The 18,847-nt window shown below is 57.2% G+C and carries 20 protein-coding genes and 2 pseudogenes; 9 read left to right on the top strand and 13 right to left on the bottom strand.

All coding sequences use genetic code 11. The features are described 5' to 3' along the window. Nucleotides 1-37: 37 nt before the first annotated feature. The 6 genes from CUR85_RS02815 to CUR85_RS02840 all read left to right on the top strand — a co-directional run bounded on the left by CUR85_RS02815 (nt 38) and on the right by CUR85_RS02840 (nt 6,045). On the top strand, nt 38-973 hold the full coding sequence (locus tag CUR85_RS02815) for a LysR family transcriptional regulator (RefSeq protein WP_276153579.1): 936 nt from the start codon (nt 38-40) through the stop codon (nt 971-973). A 91-nt stretch (nt 974-1,064) separates the two neighbouring features. Further along, nucleotides 1,065-2,237 (top strand): acyl-CoA dehydrogenase family protein, encoded by a 1,173-nt coding sequence (locus tag CUR85_RS02820; protein WP_276153580.1) that lies wholly within the window; start codon nt 1,065-1,067, stop codon nt 2,235-2,237. Next, complete coding sequence (locus tag CUR85_RS02825) at nt 2,234-3,523, top strand: MmgE/PrpD family protein (RefSeq protein WP_276153581.1); 1,290 nt, start codon at nt 2,234-2,236, stop codon at nt 3,521-3,523. The genes CUR85_RS02820 and CUR85_RS02825 overlap by 4 nt, the downstream gene beginning before the upstream one ends. A 109-nt stretch (nt 3,524-3,632) precedes the next feature. Next, nucleotides 3,633-4,343 carry an HTD2 family dehydratase gene (locus tag CUR85_RS02830; protein ID WP_280321499.1) on the top strand — a complete coding sequence of 237 codons (711 nt, stop codon included), beginning with the start codon at nt 3,633-3,635 and terminating at the stop codon, nt 4,341-4,343. Nucleotides 4,344-4,453: 110 nt separating this feature from the next. Then, a complete protein-coding gene (locus CUR85_RS02835; protein ID WP_276153583.1) occupies nt 4,454-5,614 on the top strand; it encodes an iron-containing alcohol dehydrogenase in 1,161 nt (386 codons plus the stop codon). Beyond that, entirely contained in the window at nt 5,608-6,045 is a 438-nt protein-coding gene (locus tag CUR85_RS02840) for an acyl-CoA thioesterase (protein ID WP_276153584.1), read from the top strand. The genes CUR85_RS02835 and CUR85_RS02840 overlap by 7 nt, the downstream gene beginning before the upstream one ends. Nucleotides 6,046-6,244: 199 nt before the next feature. On the opposite strand, the pseudogene CUR85_RS02845 reads toward CUR85_RS02840, so the two are convergent. Further along, nucleotides 6,245-6,703 (bottom strand): annotated as a pseudogene (locus CUR85_RS02845) (transposase); the annotation flags it as partial. 1 nt (nt 6,704) lies between these two features. Here CUR85_RS02845 and CUR85_RS02850 point away from each other — a divergent pair. Further along, nucleotides 6,705-6,896, top strand: a pseudogene (locus CUR85_RS02850) (integrase core domain-containing protein); the annotation flags it as partial. 775 nt (nt 6,897-7,671) lie between these two features. On the opposite strand, the gene CUR85_RS02855 reads toward CUR85_RS02850, so the two are convergent. The 4 genes from CUR85_RS02855 to CUR85_RS02870 form a co-directional block, all read right to left on the bottom strand. Continuing rightward, nucleotides 7,672-8,429, bottom strand: a protein-coding gene (locus CUR85_RS02855; RefSeq protein WP_280321503.1) for an IS5 family transposase whose coding sequence is annotated in 2 segments (ribosomal slippage) — nt 7,672-8,108 and nt 8,108-8,429 — 759 coding nt in all. Because the reading frame shifts where the segments join, the coding sequence is not laid out codon by codon here. A 580-nt stretch (nt 8,430-9,009) separates the two neighbouring features. After that, entirely contained in the window at nt 9,010-10,209 is a 1,200-nt protein-coding gene (locus CUR85_RS02860; RefSeq protein WP_276153378.1) for a benzoate/H(+) symporter BenE family transporter, read from the bottom strand. A 36-nt stretch (nt 10,210-10,245) separates the two neighbouring features. Beyond that, nucleotides 10,246-11,103: an alpha/beta fold hydrolase gene (locus CUR85_RS02865; protein ID WP_276153379.1), complete on the bottom strand. Its 858-nt coding sequence runs from the start codon at nt 11,101-11,103 to the stop codon at nt 10,246-10,248. Then, nucleotides 11,100-11,522, bottom strand: coding sequence for a hypothetical protein (locus CUR85_RS02870; RefSeq protein WP_276153380.1), 423 nt, complete (start codon nt 11,520-11,522; stop codon nt 11,100-11,102). The genes CUR85_RS02865 and CUR85_RS02870 overlap by 4 nt, the downstream gene beginning before the upstream one ends. A 202-nt stretch (nt 11,523-11,724) precedes the next feature. Here CUR85_RS02870 and CUR85_RS02875 point away from each other — a divergent pair, with 202 nt between their 5' ends. Beyond that, nucleotides 11,725-12,600, top strand: a complete 876-nt coding sequence (locus CUR85_RS02875; RefSeq protein ID WP_276153412.1) for a dioxygenase family protein — start codon at nt 11,725-11,727, stop codon at nt 12,598-12,600. Nucleotides 12,601-12,695: 95 nt separating this feature from the next. Continuing rightward, nucleotides 12,696-13,595 (top strand): LysR family transcriptional regulator, encoded by a 900-nt coding sequence (locus CUR85_RS02880; protein WP_276153381.1) that lies wholly within the window; start codon nt 12,696-12,698, stop codon nt 13,593-13,595. Nucleotides 13,596-13,637: 42 nt separating this feature from the next. Here CUR85_RS02880 and CUR85_RS02885 read toward each other — a convergent pair whose 3' ends face one another. The 8 genes from CUR85_RS02885 to CUR85_RS02920 form a co-directional block, all read right to left on the bottom strand. Then, nucleotides 13,638-14,336: an ABC transporter ATP-binding protein gene (locus CUR85_RS02885; protein WP_276153382.1), complete on the bottom strand. Its 699-nt coding sequence runs from the start codon at nt 14,334-14,336 to the stop codon at nt 13,638-13,640. Continuing rightward, a complete protein-coding gene (locus CUR85_RS02890) occupies nt 14,329-15,072 on the bottom strand; it encodes an ABC transporter ATP-binding protein (protein WP_276153383.1) in 744 nt (247 codons plus the stop codon). Before CUR85_RS02890 ends, CUR85_RS02885 begins: the two co-directional genes overlap by 8 nt. After that, on the bottom strand, nt 15,065-16,066 hold the full coding sequence (locus tag CUR85_RS02895; protein ID WP_280321511.1) for a branched-chain amino acid ABC transporter permease: 1,002 nt from the start codon (nt 16,064-16,066) through the stop codon (nt 15,065-15,067). Before CUR85_RS02895 ends, CUR85_RS02890 begins: the two co-directional genes overlap by 8 nt. A 126-nt stretch (nt 16,067-16,192) precedes the next feature. Further along, complete coding sequence (locus CUR85_RS02900) at nt 16,193-16,399, bottom strand: ABC transporter permease subunit (RefSeq protein WP_280321513.1); 207 nt, start codon at nt 16,397-16,399, stop codon at nt 16,193-16,195. Then, nucleotides 16,399-16,827 (bottom strand): ABC transporter permease subunit, encoded by a 429-nt coding sequence (locus CUR85_RS02905; protein WP_280321515.1) that lies wholly within the window; start codon nt 16,825-16,827, stop codon nt 16,399-16,401. Before CUR85_RS02905 ends, CUR85_RS02900 begins: the two co-directional genes overlap by 1 nt. Before the next feature lie 160 nt (nt 16,828-16,987). Further along, entirely contained in the window at nt 16,988-17,323 is a 336-nt protein-coding gene (locus CUR85_RS02910) for an ABC transporter permease subunit (RefSeq protein ID WP_280321517.1), read from the bottom strand. Between the two features lie 71 nt (nt 17,324-17,394). Continuing rightward, a complete protein-coding gene (locus CUR85_RS02915) occupies nt 17,395-17,844 on the bottom strand; it encodes an ABC transporter permease subunit (protein WP_280321520.1) in 450 nt (149 codons plus the stop codon). Nucleotides 17,845-17,848: 4 nt separating this feature from the next. Then, complete coding sequence (locus CUR85_RS02920; protein ID WP_280321522.1) at nt 17,849-18,673, bottom strand: branched-chain amino acid ABC transporter permease; 825 nt, start codon at nt 18,671-18,673, stop codon at nt 17,849-17,851. Nucleotides 18,674-18,847: the final 174 nt, after the last annotated feature.

Consider the following 18,847-nt stretch of genomic DNA (forward strand, 5'->3'; position numbering starts at 1 on the left):
TTCCTTCAGCTGTTTTAATATAATCAAGTGGTCTCCTATGGATATCCGTCAGCTTCGCTACTTTATTGTCATAGCCGAGTCCCCATCACTTTCGGTTGCGGCCAACATTCTGGGCGTTGCGCAGCCGTCACTGTCGCAGAACGTTGTACGTATGGAAGAAGAACTGGGCTTGCGTCTGGTCGAGCGCAGCCCGCGAGGCACGGTCCTCACCGATGATGGAACGCTATTGTTGAAGCATGCTCGCACTGTCTGCGCCGCGTTCGAAGATTGCTTGGACGAGTTGCGTGAGGCAAGCGGCGCGCTGCGTGGCAAGGTGGGCTTTGGCATGCCGCCCTCTGTGTCGATGGTCATGGCCGTTCCAATGGCGGAAACGGTCCGGGTGGAATTTCCCGATTTGCGGTTACAGGCGATCGAAGCGATGAGCGGTTATATCAAAACGTGGATTGAAGATGGCACCGTTGATATCGGATTTATTTACGACCTGGCCAATGCCGATCATTTTCGCACCACCCATGTTCTCAACGAAAGACTGTTTTTCTTCTCGGCGTCGGATGCCTGGCCCCTTGATACACCGCCCGGAACGCCCGTGCGCTTGCGCGACCTGCAAAAACTGGAACTGATCCTGCCCAGCCCATCCCATGGCCTCCGTAAGACAATCGAAAGTTACGCCCAGCCCCGAGGCGTCCAATTAGATGTGACCATTGAAATGGACGCGATGACCCAGATCAAGGAACTGGTGGCACGCGGGTCAGGCCACACCATATTTGCCCCGGCCGCCGCGCATGATTTCGTTGTACGCGGAGAGTTGGTAAAGGCCCCAATCCAAGACCCGGAAATGGTGCGCCCAGTCTACCTGGCGACCAATCCTGCTCGTAAAAGCAGCCGCGCTTGCCAAGCCATCGCTCAGGTCACTTTAGATGTCGCGCGTGACCTCGTACAGCGTGGTATTTGGGAGGGAGAACTACAGACATAAGCCGCTTCTATAGACGCCAGAGGCCAAAGCTATTGGCCGAACCACATTCATTGCGGCACATATAGCGCAACAGATTTGGCGAGGTAGCTCTATGACACCCTTTCACCCAGCAGCCGAGTATCAGGACATCCGCGATGGAATCGCGGCGGTATGCGCCGAATTTCCCGGCTCGTACTGGCGCGATCTGGACGCCCGCCGCGCCTACCCTGATGAATTTGTGCAGACTCTGAACTGCAAAGGATATCTTGGCGCTATGATCCCAGAGAAATATGGAGGCCTTGGCCTGCCCCTTACGGCCAGCGCCGTCATCCTGGAGGAAATTCATCGCAGCGGTGGCAATGCGGCAGCCTGCCATGCACAGATGTACACCATGGGCACTGTGCTGCGCCACGGCAACGATGCACAAAAACAGCAGTATTTGCCCGGCATTGCGGACGGTTCGATGCGGCTGCAAGCCTTCGGCGTAACGGAACCGACCAGCGGCACCGATACAATGTCGCTTAAAACTACTGCTAAGCGCGATGGAGACGATTACATCGTCACGGGGCAAAAGATCTGGATCTCTCGCGCCGAACATTCCGATTTGATGGTGCTGCTGGCCCGCACCACTCCGGTTGATAAGGTCGAGAAGAAAACCGATGGCCTGTCGGTCTTCCTGATTGATCTGCGCGAGCTACGGGGAAACGGCGTAGAAATTCGGCCAATCCGAACGATGATCAACCACGCCACGACTGAGATCTTTTTCGACAACGCGCGCATTCCCGCCTCGGCCCTTATCGGCGAGGAAGGGAAGGGGTTTCGTTATATCTTGTCTGGCATGAATTCCGAGCGAATTTTGATAGCCGCCGAATGCATTGGCGACGCTAAGTGGTTCCTTGAAAAAGGCTCAAATTATGCGCGCGAGCGTGTAGTTTTTGGCAAACCCATCGGGACCAACCAAGGTGTGCAATTCCCGCTGGCGCGCGCTCACGCGCACATGATGGCCGCCGAAGCCATCGTTTATCGCGCTGCTGCAATGTATGATGCGGGGGAGAATCCGGGTGTCGAGGCGAACACCGCCAAGATGCTGGCTGCCGATGCTAGCTGGGAGGCCGCCGAAGCCTGCCTGCAAACCCACGGCGGTTTCGGCTTTGCCGAGGAATATGACATTGAGCGCAAATTCCGCGAGGCGCGGCTGTATCAAGTAGCTCCTATCTCGACAAACCTAATCCTGTGCTTCATCGCCGAGCGCGTTTTGGGCCTGCCAAAGTCCTACGGCGCATGAGCGGCCTGAATGCGCTTCTTGATCTGGCCGAGCTGCCCGACGCGCAGATTCCCCAAACGACCCTAAACACCGCTCGGCTCTCGTTGATGGACTGGCTGATGTGTGGGCGTGCGGGCGTGGACGAACCCGTGTCAGAGATCTTGCGCAGCATGGCCGACCACGAGGGCGGCGCACCGCAATCCGCCATTTTCGGCGGTGGCCGCGCACCTGCGCGCATGGCAGCCTTGATCAATGGCGCCACCTCCCACGCGCTGGATTATGACGACACGCATTTCGCTCATGTCGGGCATCTGTCGGTGGGCATTTATCCTGCAGCGCTAGCGGTGGGTGAGGCCGGAAACCTTAGCGCCGAAGCCGTCTGCGCCGCATTTGCAATCGGCGGTGAGGCGGCGATCCGAGTCGGGCTAGCGCTTGGCCGTGCGCATTACGAGCGAGGATTTCACCAGACCGCTACTGCTGGGGCTTTCGGCGCAACGGTCGCCGCCGGGCGGCTAATGGGACTGACGCGCACCCAGATGCGAACCGCCATCGGCCTGTGTGCCACCCGCGCCACCGGCCTGCGCTGTCAGTTTGGTACAATGGGCAAGCCCTATAACGCGGGCATTGCCGCCGCTGCGGGTGTGGAGTGCGCTCAACTGGCTAAGGCCGGAATTACCGCTCCAGACGACGGTCTATTCGGGCAAAACGGCTATCTCGCTACCCATAGCGACGCGCCGGGCGACATCGCTATGGTTCACGATGTTTGGCTGCTGGATGAAATGAAGTACAAGCTGCACGCCTGCTGCCACGGCACCCATGCCATGATAGAGGCGCTGAAGGGCCACGATATTGGTAGCGTCAGAGCCCTGCACCTGCGCACCAATCCCAGATGGTTGACCGTGTGCGATATCAAGACCCCTCGCAGCGGACTGGAGGTAAAATTCAGCTATGCTTGGCTGGCCGGCATGGCCCTTCGCGGGGATTCCACTGGCAGCGACAGGGCGTACACGACCTCGCTGGCTAATGATCCTGATCTTGCGACATTCGCCCAATGTGTGAAGGTCTCCGGCGACAGCGCCCTGACAGACATGCAAGCCGCAGGCGAAATTCAGATGCAGAATGGCAGCATTCAGGCTTTCGCCTACGACATGGCCACGCCAATTCCCATCAGCGATTTGACAATAAGTTTGCGCAGTAAAGCGCGCGCGCTGCTGGGACCGACCGGCGACGAACTCTGCGATGCGCTGGCGTCGCTTGACGGGAAGATGGCCCACGGTCTGGCAGCTTATCTGGAGCATCGTGCATGACCGACTATTCTAATTGGATCGGTCGAAAAACCCTGCATACCGAAACTCTAACTCCGCGCCTCATAGCCGAGTTTCGCGTGACGTTGGACGGCGTATTGGCCCCCTGGCCGTGCCCCCCGGTGTCGAATTCTGTCTTGCTCCGGACATCTGTACGCCGGACCTTCTCGGTCGTGACGGCCATCCTCGCACCGGGATCTACCTGCCGGACCTGCCTCTACCTCGCCGGATGTGGGCCGGTGGTCAGATCAAACGCGTTGCCCCTTTGTCAGAAGGCGAAACCATTACTAAGATCTCGACCATCGAAAACGTCACGTTCAAGACAGGCCGCAGCGGGCGTCTGGGCTTTGTTACCCTGCGCAACCTATATCAAGTAGACGCCAAGACTCGCATAGAGGAGCGGCAAGACATCGTCTATCGCGAAGACCCCAACCCTGGCGCGCCTCTGCCTGCTCCGCCACAAGCAGATCCATGGCTAGATGCCGAGACCCGCGATATCACCACGAGTCCAACGCTACTTTTTCGGTACTCTGCGCTTACATTTAACGGCCATCGCATTCATTATGACGCGCCCTATGCGCGCGAGGTCGAAGGCTATGACGGCCTTGTCGTGCATGGCCCGATGCAGGCAATCTGGATGCAAAACTTGGCTACTATGCTGTTGGGTCATGCGCCTACGCTCTTTGAATACCGCGGGACAGCTCCGTTGACCTGCCGCCAACCGGTGCGTGTAGAAGCCAGGTCAGGCCCAAGAGGACTGGCTCTGCGGGTGCGCCGCACCGGCGACAACATCGTTACTATGCAGGGCACTGCAACCGTCTAAGATTAGGGACCATAGACTAAAGCCAACGAGAACGCGTTATTCGTGCGAAAGTCATCTAAGCTAGGCCGGATTATTCGACGGCAAACACAACTCAACCTTCCGAGGACCTAATGGACCCATTCGAATTCAACACCACAAAGTCAATTGTTTTTCGCCCCAGCGCCTCAGCTGAACTAGCCGATATTTCGGGTTCGCTGTTAGGCGCAAACGTGCTCTTCATCACCGATCCCGGGCTGCGCAAATTGGGATTGTGCAACAACGCGCTGGCCTCGCTTGAAGCAGCGGGCATCGCCGTGACTGTGTTCGATCAGGTAGAACCGGATCCGTCACAAGCTACACTGAAGGCGGCGCTTGCGGCCGGGGATGCGGCAGAGGTTACCGGCGTCGTCGGTTTTGGCGGCGGCTCATCTTTGGATATTGCAAAAGTTGCCGCGCTGCTCCTGGGTTCACGCGAGGATCTGGACAAGGCTTGGGGCGTTGGAGTGGCCAAAGGGCCCCGCATGCCACTGGTGTTGATCCCGACCACCTCCGGCACTGGCAGCGAAGTCACACCTGTCTCTATCATCACCGTCGGCACCGAGGAAAAACGCGGCATTTCCAGCCCAATATTGCTGCCCGACATCGCCATTCTCGACGCTGAACTTACCCTAGACCTACCTTCTGCGATCACCGCTGCAACCGGTGTGGACGCGATCGTCCATGCGATCGAAGCCTACGCCTCGGCCAATTGTAACAACAATCCCCTAAGCAAGGCTCTCGCGCGCGAGGCCCTGCGCCTTCTGGGGGCGAACATCGAAACCGTCGTCGCCGAACCCGGCAACGTCGAGGCTCGCGGGGCGATGTTACTGGGCTCCATGCTGGCCGGGCAGGCGTTTGCTAATTCTCCAGTCGCCTCGGTGCATGCTCTGGCCTATCCGATCGGCGGCACTTTCCACGTGCCCCACGGCCTGTCCAACGCGTTGGTTCTGCCGCATGTCTTGCGGTTCAACGCTCCGGTCGCCTACGCGACCTATGCCGAAATCGCAGCCGACGCCTTTCCGCACCTTGCCGAAGTCGAAGGTGCAAAGGACCGCTGTGCCGCCTTGATCGACGCGCTGGCTGGCCTGTCAAACCGTCTGGGTCTGCAGACCCGTCTTCGCGAGGTCGGTATCCCCAAGTCCGCGCTAGAGAAAATGGCCGCTGACGCAATGCTTCAGACCCGGCTGCTAGTGAATAACCCACGTGCAATGTCTGAACAGGATGTATTGAAGATCTACGAGGCCGCATGGTAGCCGCTCCTACCCGCACGTCCCGCGCCAAGTATCCCATCTTTCGATCGCTTACGACGCGCTGGAATGACAATGATGTTTATGGGCACATGAACAATGTGGTGCATTATTCGCTATTCGACACGGCAGTAAACGGCTGGCTGATCGAAGAGGGACTGATGGATCCGAAAACCAGTGACACCATCGGACTGGTCGTGGAGACCGGATGCAGGTATTTCGGCGAAATGGGTTTTCCCGATACGGTGCATGCTGGCATCAGGGTGGCCCATACAGGATCATCTTCGGTCCGGTTCGAAATCGGTCTGTTTCGTAACGACGAGCAGACGGTCACAGCCGAGGGGTTTTTCGTCCATGTTTATGTAGACCGCTATACCCGCCGTCCCAGCCCGATTGTCGGCGCCCGCCGTGTCGCTTTTGAGGCACTTATGGTCTAGGGTCAGGATGCATTGATTTTCGCTACGTTGCGTGGTTCACGGCTCGGAAAACGGAGCGGTGACATGAGCGACCTTTACTGGCAGAGCGACGAGCAGATGGCCAAGCTTTCCCCTTTCTTCCCGAATGTCCGTCGTCAGGGTTTCTGGAACCAATGGCGGCCTAAACTAAGAGAGAGTTTGGCTCATCTGGTTGGTTTGATTATGCGGCGTGCTGTCGGTGATGCAAGCGTCGCGCTTCGAGTGTCTTTCGTTTGATCCTTTCCCTTTGCTGTAGAGTGGCTGTGTCACATCCGAAGTAGACGTCGGCGGGTGTGACGTTGTTCAGGCCCTCGTGGTAACGCTGATGGTTGTAATGATCGACGAAGGCTTCGATTTGCGCTTCGAGGTCACCCGGCAGGAAGTAATTTTCAAGCAAGATGCGGTTCTTCAATGTCTGGTGCCACCGCTCAATCTTGCCCTGCGTTTGGGGACGATACGGCGCACCGCGCGAGTGCTTCATGCCCTTGTCTTGCAGCCATTCAGCCAGGTCCCCTGAGACGTAACTGGATCCGTTGGCGCTGAGTAGACGTGGCTTGTGAACAACATGAACTTGGTCGCAGCCAGACGCCTGCAATGCGAGATCCAGTGTATCGGTAACGTCTTCGGCCTGCATGTTAGTTCAGAGCTTCAACGCCCGCTTCCGGGATGAGTTGCTCAATGGCGAGGTGTTCACCACATTGCGCGAGGCTCAAATCCTGATCGAACGGTGGCGTCGCCACTACAATACGGTCAGGCCGCACAGCGCCTTGGGCTACCGACCGCCTGCGCCCAAAAGCATCGTCCCGATAGACCAAAGGCCAACCATGCACTAACATTCAAACTGGACCACCCAATGGGGGCACACCAGGCTTCATCGGTCGCGAAATCAGCCCAAGCGCCCGTCTTGACATTAATACCGAAAGACCCAATGGACTTGTCCACGCGGGTGGGATTCAAGGCCATCAGGTTGCTGCCGCTCATACGCGTGCGAGGCAACCAGCGCTCTGCCAGTGACTTGATTTGCGAAAGGGCAGCATTGTTGACTTCGGCAAAGATATTGCGCTGGTACGGACCCCGGGGCTTGGGGCGGCGTACGCCGATCTCGGAAGGATGCATCTTGGCACTCCAATTTATGCGACGTGCTTGTCGCCAAGGTTGAGTTGTGAGACAGTGCCAGAAGAGACCTGCGGGGCGGGCGAAAGCGTGGAAACTGGTGCCCGTCCTGCACCCTGACTTTTGTCTTGTGGTAAAGACAATATTAGAGACAATGACGAAACTTCCTATCCCGCCACCATCTGGTTTATGTGGATAAACTCTCCAGCTACGCTGAGCCCCCGCCAAGCTATTGAAATGCCCATTTTTTTAACTCCCATTTGGGAATGAGGCGTTAGCTCCGAGAAGTGGTAATCCCACATCCCCCCACAATCCCACAGGAAAGACCGGGTGATAAGCCTCGCGAAGGCTTCAACTTATAAAGTATTAGGCAGCGGCTATCTCAGAAAAATGTGGGAATGTGGGATGCGATCCGTGTGGAACGTGCCACCCGCGATCCTAATATTCTCCGTGGTCATTACGTTTTTCGAGTAAAGATTCGGTTAGGCTCAGGACTCATAGCCAGTAGATGACAGTAGCGGCGAGAGCGATGGCTGAGAGGAAGACCTTTGGGCATCGGTCGTAGCGGGTGGCAACGCGCCGCCAGTCCTTGAGTCTACCGAACATGATCTCGATCCGGTTGCGGCGTTTGTAGCGGCGCTTGTCATACTTCACCGTCGCCTTTCTCTGTTTTCGTCCGGGGATGCAGGCGCGTATCCCCTTGTCTTTTAGTGCTTCTCGGAACCAATCGGCGTCGTAGCCGCGATCTCCGAGCAGCCAATCGACATCCGGAAGACTATCGCAAAGCGCCCGCGCACCTATGTAGTCGCTCACCTGTCCTGCCGTTACGAACAGGTTGAGTGGGCGCCCCCGGCTATCGCAGATTGCATGAAGTTTGGTATTCATGCCGCCTTTGGTTCGTCCAATCAGACGTCCACGCCCCCCTTTTTGACGCCCAAACTGGACGCTGTGCGATGAGCCTTCAGGTAGGTAGCATCGATCATCACGGTATTCTTTTCGCTGTGCTCGGCGGCCAGTCCTACCATCATCTGTGCGAAGATGCCTTTATCGCTCCAACGCTTCCAGCGGTTATAGAGCGTCTTGTGGGGGCCATACTCCTTAGGCGCATCTCGCCATCGCAAACCATTGCGATTGATGAAAATAATCCCGCTTAAAACCCGCCGATCATCGACACGTGGTTTGCCATGGGATTTCGGAAAGTAGGGCTCCAGCCGCGCCATCTGCGCATCGCTCAGCCAGAAAAGATCAGACATATCACCGCTCCGTTTTTGGACGGTGAATCATGCGGCTCCACGATAATCAATGGGTCCTGAGCCTAGGCAGTTGCCATGAACGCAGCCTGCATCAAAGCAGATTTAGGCTCACCGGACAGACGGAGCGTCGGAATTCCTCCGACCATTGCTCCTAGCGTGATGTTACTCGCGGCGGACCGGATGCTTTCGACGGGCCGAGCTGTTCGGCGGTCTGAGTTGCAGGCGGCCTCCCGTTTCACTAGACACCCATGCGGCTTGTGTGTTGGCCTTAATAAATTGGGGCGGCGAGCACCATGCAATCCTTAAGCCCCCGGAGGCGAGCTAAGGTGTCCGGTTGAAATGGAGGCCAGTTCAAAGATACGGGAAGCGCGCTTTCTATCGAACTAAGGATAGCCGCGCTATTCTTCTTTGCAGTTTGTAAACCTTCAATACCAGTGAGCGCAGGCCAATGACGCTGCCACAATAATCCCATTGGAGTTGCGACTTTCGTGAATTCGTTACGCAGCAATGTTAGGCGGGATTCTAGGCTAAATCCCCATATTGATTTCTGCCTTCCGCAACGCCGACCACTTTGTTTCGCTCAGTGGTTCCCCAAGCGCCTTGCGGCTTTAGTGAGAAAATGCACAACAATTCCGACGATGACACCCCAGAACGCGGCGCCGATTCCAAAAAGACTGGCGCCAGATGCGGTAAACATGAAGGTCAGAATGCCGGCCTGAGGATCGTCCGAGTTTAACGTATCAAGGGTGAACTTCATGATCGGCTGCAGTAGGGCAAGACCCGCCAACAATGCGATGAGCGCAGAGGGTAGGATGATCAAAAGGTCGATGATACTTCCCGAAAACAGGCCGCCGAGGCAGAAAAACACGCCGCAGGAGATGCCCGCGACATAACGGCGGCTCGGGTCGGGGTGGCTGTCTGGCCCCGCACAGAATGCTGCTGTGATTGACGCCAACGCCGTCGTGATACCGCCCATTAGCGCTGCGATGACGGATACCATAGCCCCCGCGATCAAGATGGGGTTGGCCGATATCCCATACCCATTCGCCCGCAAAATCGCCATTCCCGGAAGATACTGACCACTGAGCGTGGTGATCAGCAAAGGCAGCGCGAGACTGAGCATGGCTTGGGTGGAGAACTGAGGCGCTACGAACTCTGGACTGGCGAATGTGGCCTCTAATCGGCCAATCGAGGCATCGTAGAAGACCGCGCTTACCAACATGGCCGCGATTAACAGAATAAGCATCGCATAGCGGGGAAGAAGCGTGGTGCCGAGGGCGAAAACGAGGACGAGCACGGCCACAGCTGCAGGATCCGTTGCGAGCCCTCCCGCAGCCCTGAGGCCAAACCCGAACAATATGCCTGCCATCATCCCATTCGTCACCGAGGCAGGCAGAAAGCTCACCAGCCGTTCAAAAACCCCTGTGATCCCGATCAACAGCAACGTAGCGGCGACGACCAGATAGGCGCCCACCATTTCCGCAAGTGACATCGATTGGCCTAGGCCGAGCAAAAGCACGGTGCCCGGCGCCGACCATGCCATTGCCAAGGGCATGCGGTACCAAAGGCTCAACCCGATGCTCGAGATGCCTGCGGCAAGCGAAATCGCAAAGACCCACGAAGAGAAGCTGTCTTTTGAGACACCCATTGCCTCTGCCGCGCTGAGATAGATGAGCAAAGGACCAGCATAGGAGACCAGAACAGCCAAGAACCCCGCCCCTATAGCGGAGCCCGACAGATCACCCAAACCGGGCCGAGGGCTGTGCGCCACATCAGACATATTGCCCCTTTCGATGAGTCCCGTCACCGCGATAGCTTAGGCAACCACAGCATCTAAATTGGCGACCTTATCTAAAGCCTCTACAAAGAAGGGACGAAACCCTTCTGGGTGCTCGCTCATAGGGAAATGTCCAAGCTCATCCATAACGGACAGGGTCGCACCCGGAATTGCCTTTGCAGTACGCGCGGCATCCTCTGGGGTACAGGTCAGATCATAGGCTCCGACGATGATATGCACCGGCGTGCGGTCTGTATCGATCTGCGGCAATCGCGCGATGAGACTGTCGTCCTTGGTGTAAAAGCTCAGGTCGCCGCGGAATACGCCGGGGCCACTTTGCATGAACATCCAAAGCGTATTCGCTCGCTCCGCCGACGGCGCATAGGGGGAGATATTGGCCGAGACCAATGCGGCACCCATCTCTCCGCCATGGGCATCGGGGCGGTGGAACCAGTCAATGTCGTACCACGCAGGCTGGAAATCTGAGGCTTCGATGGCGATGAAACCGCTGAACTTTTCAGGATGCAGAGCGGCAAGCTGCAATGCAATACGCCCCCCCATTGAACAGCCCGCAAGGATAGGACGATCCAGCCCCAGCCCCTCGATCAACGTGAGGATCGTTTCGATATATGCTTCGGTGGTGAGGAGGTATTCCTCGGTTTCGAACCCTTCGGGCGGCAAGGATTTCCCGTGCCAGGGCATGTCAAATGCGATTAATCGGTTTGCAGCGGTAATTTCGGCATCGTTGAGCAGATGGCGCCATTGCCGCGTATCAGCTCCCGCTGTGTGTAGGCAAAGTACAGGGCGGCCCTGTCCGGCTTCTTCAAAATAGATGCGTCGGGCGGCGCCTGCGACCTCAATGGTAACGTAGCGGCCAGTGATCGGTTCGATGCTCATGCTGTGACGCCCTCCTGCGCACGTGGGATGCCTAGAACTTCCTTAAAGAAACGAAGATTTTTCACGAGACACAGGATGTCGCCATCAATTCGCCCCCGTCCTATCTTCACCAGACCGAAAATGTCATGAAATCCCGGCTCGGGCCGCGCCTGCCAGAATTTATCCAATGCTTCCGCGTCGGTGCGAAGCGCGAAGCGCCAAGGGGTTTTCCGGCTCGGGCCTTCTTCGATCCGGGCAATCTGTCCCTTGTCGAAGGACAGGTAGTATTCGTCGCCATCCACTTCGATGAGGACAGTTTCAGAGAAGAGCAGCCCGAGCTGCAAAAGATGCGGCGACGTCGCAAGTGTGGCCTGAATACGCTTAAAATTCTCGATCACCTGAGCCTCCCATACATTCGCAGGATGCAAGCTTGGTGCCATGATCACCCCTTTGCGCGCCATGCCACCGGAGGTATGGGGTAATACTTTAAAACAGGTACCTCCGCTCAGCGCGCTCCGCGCTGTGCGGTATCACTCAATACCAAGACAGGCATTGGGCAAAGCAGCTCGATCGCGGATGCTCGGTCCGATGGGGACGCACTGCACGCGCAGATCGCTCCTAGACTGCCAGGAGGAGGAAACCATGGGCATCGTTAATCAAGACAACATCACCGCCGTCGTGACAGAGAGCCTCGGAAAGCACGGGGATATTACCGGCCGTGAGCGCGAAATTGCAGCATCAATGATCAAGCACCTGCACGGTTTCATTAAGGATGTGAAACTCCAGCACCACGAGTTCCTCGCCGCTTGCGACTACCTCGCGCGCGCGGGCAAGCTGTGCGATGACAACCGGCAGGAATTCATCCTGCTGGGCGACATCTTGGGTCTCGAAGTCCTTGTCGACATGATGACTAACCCGGTCGAAGGCAAAGAGAGTGAATCCACTGTGCTCGGCCCCTTCTATCGCGAGAACCCACCGGTTCTGCCCAAGGGCGCATCGATCATTCAAAAACACTTTGAAAACGAAGAAACCGTCTTTTTCGAAGGTCACATCAAAGACGAAAATGGCAATGGCATCGCCGGCGTGACGCTCGACGTATGGGAAGACGCGCCCAACGGTATTTACGAGAATCTTGACCCCGACCAACCGGAATACAACCTGCGGGGCCGTTTCGAGACGGATGAGAACGGTCATTACGCCTTCATCGCCGTGCGTCCGGTCCCCTACCCCATTCCCGATGATGAAACCGCCGGCGAGTTGCTGCGCTTTATGGGCCACCACCCGAACCGCCCCGGCCATATGCACTTCATGATCTCAAAAGATGGCTATCGACCGCTAATCAGCCAGATCTACGATGCTGACAGTGCGTGGCTTGACGATGACAGTGTCTTTGCCGTGAAAGAAAGCCTGATCGGAAAGTTCAACCCCGCTAGCCAAGACTTGGGCACGGATCTGCATTTCGAGTTCGATTTTGTCCTCAAAGAAGGTGCGGTTTCGCAGGCCGTGGCCGCCGAGTAATCTTTCACACCTCCCTGTGAACTGGCCCCCGTGCTTCGGGGGCCTTTTTTTGTGGGTGGGGATCACATATCATCAGCCTTCGGGGGAGCGTCACAATGAATTTCAAGCAGCTCAGCTACTTTATCGCCGTGGCGGAGGAGCTTCATTTTGGCCGCGCCGCAGAGCGTCTGGACATGGCGCAGCCGCCTTTGAGCCGCCAGATTAAGCAATTGGAAGAAGACCTCGGCGCGGTGCTTTTCAATCGGGGTCGAAGTTCCATCAGCCTGACACAGGCCGGTGAACGGCTCCTTCATCGCGGCAAATCGATCATCGCTCAGTTGGATGATACGCGGTTGGAGTTGCGCCGCCTCGGCCAAGGGGCAGAAGGCAGATTACGGATTGGTTTCGTCGGGTCGGCGACCTATGGGATTTTGCCCAATATTATCAGGTCCTACCGCGCCAACTACCCTGACGTTAACCTCAGCCTCATCCCCATGAACAACGCGGATCTTCAACGTGCTCTGGTGTCGCGCGAATTGGACGTGGTGTTTGCCCGGCCCACTCTTAGAGACCCGGAGTTTCTCTCGAAGCATCTTGCCGAGGAAAAACTGATCCTCGCCCTCCCTGATGTCGTCGATACCGGAGGGCGCACGGTTGCCCGGCTTGAAAGATTGATGACCCACAACCTCATTTTATACCCAGAACGGCCCCGCCCAAGCTATGCCGATATGGTCCTCAATGCGGTCAAGGAGGCAGGCTTTGAAGCGCCTCTCAGGTTGTGGTGCATGGATTTGCAGACAGCCCTCAGCCTCGTGGCCGTAGGCGAAGGGGTCTGCATCGTGCCTCAGTCCGTCTCAAGCGCACCGCGCAAGGGCATGAAGTTTCTCAAAATCGAACCCGAAATTGCGCGCACCGAGTTGTCAGTAAATTACCGGCTCGATGATCAGGGGGTTCATGTCAAAAACTTCGTCAATGTCGCCCAAAAGGTTGCCAGACACAGCCCTCTGAAGAAGTAGGTTGAGGCCAGCCCCGTCGTAAGCCCAGGCCTGCCCCCTGCATCACACGCCAAGCCAAGTATGCTGAACCTCTTCGTCTGCCCTGATCTCGGCTGAGGTGCCGGACCAAACGATCTGTCCCTTTCCAACGACCACGACATCGTCCGCCAATGATGTGGCAAACCCAAAGTTCTGCTCGACAATGACCATCGACAGACCGGCGTCTCGCAGTTCTTGCAGCTTATCATGTAACAGTTTGACGATGATCGGCGCCAACCCTTCGGTCGGCTCATCGAGTATCAGGAGTTTCGGGTTCATCAGCAGACCGCGCGCAATCGCCAGCATCTGTTGCTCACCGCCCGATAACTGAGCACCGCCGTTATCCATGCGTTCTTCGAGCCGGGGGAAAACCTCCAGCACGCGCTCCATTGTCCATTCGGCCTCCGGCCCACCGAACCGCTTGGCCGCAAGCTCGAGGTTTTCGCGCACTGTCAGAGACGGAAAAATATCGCGCGTTTCAGGGACATAGGCGATCCCGGCCTTGGCAATATCAAAAGGCTGGGCGGCAATCGGTTTGCCATCAAAAACGATGTCTCCTGACTTTAGCGGCAGCAGCCCCATGATCGTCTTTAACGTTGTGGACTTGCCTGCTCCGTTGCGCCCGAGCACGGCCAGTACCCGGCCCCGCTGCGCGCTTAACGAAACACCATAGAGAACCTGAGTCTCACCATAGCCGGACTCGACAGCATTGAGTTCAAGCATCTTCCCAACTCCCCAGATAAATCTCTTTTAACATACGCGATCCCCGCGCCTCTTCCGGCAGACCGTCAAAGACCATCTCGCCGTAGTTCAGCACGGTGATCGTATCCGCAACGTCGAACGCCAAATCCATGTCGTGCTCAATAATGAGCATCGTCAGATCACGAGGCAAATTATTGAGCAGATCGTGAAATCCTTTGGCCATCTCCGGCCCCACGCCGCTGGTGGGTTCATCCATCAACAGCACGAGCGGCCGCGTGGCTAGCGCTACGCCGACTTCAAGCTGCCTTCGCACCCCGTAGCTGATTTCTGACACTCTAGCATCGAGATAGGGCAGTACATTAACCTGTTCGGCAACTTCTGCGACAATCTCGCGGACCTCCGGTTTTGCAAGGCTGTCTGAGAACAGGCGCGTCGCGTGCCCGGTATGAACTGCCGCGGCCAGCCCCAGATTGTCCCGGACGGTCAGCCCATCGAAAAGTGTATTTTTCTGGTAGCTGCGCGACAGACCGCGACGAACCCGTTTGGCAACCGGCAGCGTGGTTACATCCTCGCCCGCAAGATGAATGCTCCCGCTGCTCGGGGTCAGTTCACCGACCAGCTGATTGAATAACGTCGTTTTACCTGCGCCGTTTGGGCCGAGGATCACCCGACGTTCGCCGCGCTCCAGCTTCAGGGACACATCCCGCGTCACATGGACTGCACCGAAACTCTTGTTAAGATTACGTGTCTCAAGCATCGCTTACAGTCTCCCGTGTCACGTGATTGTGCGGTATCTTCGTGTCTCGGCGGTTTTGCCAGATAACCCAGCGCCCCTCGAGCCAACCATAGATCCCATTTGCCCGGCTCATCACCACAGCGATGAGGACAACGCCCACCACAAGGTGCCAATAGGTGGTGACAGCGCTCAGTTCATGCTTGAGCAAGACAAAGGCTACGGCGCCCACCAGTGGACCCACCAAGGTGCCTAATCCACCGAGTATAACCACAACAAGCGCCTCGCCTGACACGGTCCAGCCAAGCAGGCCGGGCGAGATATACATGATATGCTGAGCCGTCAGCGCCCCTGCGAGGCCGGCAATCATGCCCGACAGACCGAAGACGTCCGCCTTAACCCGCCAGACCGTCAGCCCAAGCGCCCGCATGCGTTGTTCGTTATGCATGACGCCCGTCAGCGAACGGCCAAGACCCGACCGCAAGATCAGGACCGACATCAAGTAAACCCCTGCTAGCATCGCCAGACAGAACAAGGCAAAGCTGCGGCTGTCGTTAAGGTCAACGCCGATTATGCTGAGGTCGAGACGCGAGATGCCGCCCAGCCCGTCGTCCCCCCAAAGAGGGGCGCTTCGAAGATATAGGAATAGGCCATCTGACCGAAAGCAAGCGTGGCCATGATGAAGTAAATCCCATGGCTGCGCGAACAAACCGCACCAATCACCCAAGCAGCCGCGCCCGTAATGACAATCGCCACGCCCATGGCCATCAACGGTGTCGCCCCAAATTGGGTGGAAAGAAGCGTGAAGGCGTAGGCCCCACCCCATCAGAGCGCCATGGCAAAGCGAAACCATACCGCCAAAGCCCGCGACGATATCGAGCGCCAGAACAAGCATGGCAAGGATCAAAATCTCGGTCAGGACCTCAAGGCCGAAATACTCTGCGGCAAAGGCCTGAAACAGCGCGCCGCCCAAGAGCATGAGCAAGACTATGTAGCGAAGCGTATTGTGGCTGAACATCAGCTTATCCTTTCGCTGGGAAGAGGCCCGGCTTGATCACGAGGACCGCAGCCAAGAGCGCGTAAATGAGAACGGAGGCCAGCTGCGGGGCGAGCACAGCGCCAAAAGTCTGGACGCAGCCATAGATCAGTGACCCGGCGATAGCGCCTTTAAGCGAGCCAAGCCACCGATCACGATCACGATCAACGTCGGGATCAGAATTTGCAGCCCCATATCAGGTGTGACACTCAGCAACGGTGCGGCCACCGCCCCTGCCAAGCCTGCGAGCGCACAGCCGACGCAGAAAACAATGAAAAACAGCCGCTCAACGTTTATCCCCAAGCAGGCGGCCATCACGTCGTTATCGACCCCGCTCGGATCATCGCACCAATTTGTGTGCGCCGCAGGACAAAACCCAAGGCGGCCAAGACTGCAAAACCAAGGACGATGATGAAGAGCCGATACGTCGGGTATTCCACCCCAAGAAGCGCCGTGCGCCCTTGGAAAATGTCGGGCACCGCAATGCCAAGAGCCAGATCGCCCCAGAAGATGCGCGTGAGGTCGAGCAGTGCGAAGATCAATCCAAAGGTGACCAGAACTTGCGCCATCGGACCGGATTTGCGCATTCGTTTGATCAATCCTGAATACAGCAGCATGCCGACCCGGCGACCGCAACCGGCGCGAGGAAAAACCAGCCAGTAGCCACCTACCGCCGCGAGGGATGCTGCGAAATAGGCACCAACCGCGTAGAGCGATCCGTGCGCGAGATTCACGAAATGCATCAGCCCAAGATGACAGTCAGGCCGATGGAAAGAAGAAACAATAGCATGGAAAGCTGCAACGCATTCAGCGCCTGAAGTATCCAAAAGCCAAGGTCGTGTGACATGAGATGCCCTCTTTGTTGGAAAGAGCCGGCGCACCGGTGCGGCCGGGCTACTGGCATTAGTTTGAAACGGGAGCCATCTCACAGCCGTTGGCTGGGTCCGCTTCTGCGGGAAGCTTTGCCAACACCTTTTGCGTCTGCCCGCCATCGCCTGCGACCGTTTCATAGACATAGATCGGCTGACGATATTGTTTCCAGCCAAGCAGGCCGGGCGAGATATACATGATATGCTGAGCCGTCAGCGCCCCTGCGAGGCCGGCAATCATGCCCGACAGACCGAAGACGTCCGCCTTAACCCGCCAGACCGTCAGCCCAAGCGCCCGCATGCGTTGTTCGTTATGCATGACGCCCGTCAGCGAACGGCCAAGACCCGACCGCAAGATCAGGACCGACATCAAGTAAACCCCTGCTAGCATCGCCAGACAGAACAAGGCAAAGCTGCGGCTGTCGTTAAGGTCAACGCCGATTATGCTGAGGTCGAGACGCGAGATGCCGCCCAGCCCGTCGTCCCCCCAAAGAGGGGCGCTTCGAAGATATAGGAATAGGCCATCTGACCGAAAGCAAGCGTGGCCATGATGAAGTAAATCCCATGGCTGCGCGAACAAACCGCACCAATCACCCAAGCAGCCGCGCCCGTAATGACAATCGCCACGCCCATGGCCATCAACGGTGTCGCCCCAAATTGGGTGGAAAGAAGCGTGAAGGCGTAGGCCCCCACCCCCATCAGAGCGCCATGGCAAAGCGAAACCATACCGCCAAAGCCCGCGACGATATCGAGCGCCAGAACAAGCATGGCAAGGATCAAAATCTCGGTCAGGACCTCAAGGCCGAAATACTCTGCGGCAAAGGCCTGAAACAGCGCGCCGCCCAAGAGCATGAGCAAGACTATGTAGCGAAGCGTATTGTGGCTGAACATCAGCTTATCCTTTCGCTGGGAAGAGGCCCACCGGCTTGATCACGAGGACCGCAGCCAAGAGCGCGTAAATGAGAACGGAGGCCAGCTGCGGGGCGAGCACAGCGCCAAAAGTCTGGACGCAGCCATAGATCAGTGACCCGGCGATAGCGCCTTTAAGCGAGCCAAGCCCACCGATCACGATCACGATCAACGTCGGGATCAGAATTTGCAGCCCCATATCAGGTGTGACACTCAGCAACGGTGCGGCCACCGCCCCTGCCAAGCCTGCGAGCGCACAGCCGACGCAGAAAACAATGAAAAACAGCCGCTCAACGTTTATCCCCAAGCAGGCGGCCATCACGTCGTTATCGACCCCCGCTCGGATCATCGCACCAATTTGTGTGCGCCGCAGGACAAAACCCAAGGCGGCCAAGACTGCAAAACCAAGGACGATGATGAAGAGCCGATACGTCGGGTATTCCACCCCAAGAAGCGCCGTGCGCCCTTGGAAAATGTCGGGCACCGCAATGCCAAGAGCCAGATCGCCCCAGAAGATGCGCGTGAGGTCGAGCAGTGCGAAGATCAATCCAAAGGTGACCAGAACTTGCGCCATCGGACCGGATTTGCGCATTCGTTTGATCAATCCTGAATACAGCAGCATGCCGACCCCGGCGACCGCAACCGGCGCGAGGAAAAAACCCAGCCAGTAGCCACCTACCGCCGCGAGGGATGCTGCGAAATAGGCACCAACCGCGTAGAGCGATCCGTGCGCGAGATTCACGAAATGCATCAGCCCAAAGATGACAGTCAGGCCGATGGAAAGAAGAAACAATAGCATGGAAAGCTGCAACGCATTCAGCGCCTGAAGTATCCAAAAGCCAAGGTCGTGTGACATGAGATGCCCTCTTTGTTGGAAAGAGCCGGCCGCACCGGTGCGGCCGGGCTACTGGCATTAGTTTGAAACGGGAGCCATCTCACAGCCGTTGGCTGGGTCCGCTTCTGCGGGAAGCTTTGCCAACACCTT

The sequence above is a fragment of the Sulfitobacter faviae genome (genome assembly GCF_029870955.1).
Lineage (GTDB): Bacteria > Pseudomonadota > Alphaproteobacteria > Rhodobacterales > Rhodobacteraceae > Sulfitobacter > Sulfitobacter faviae.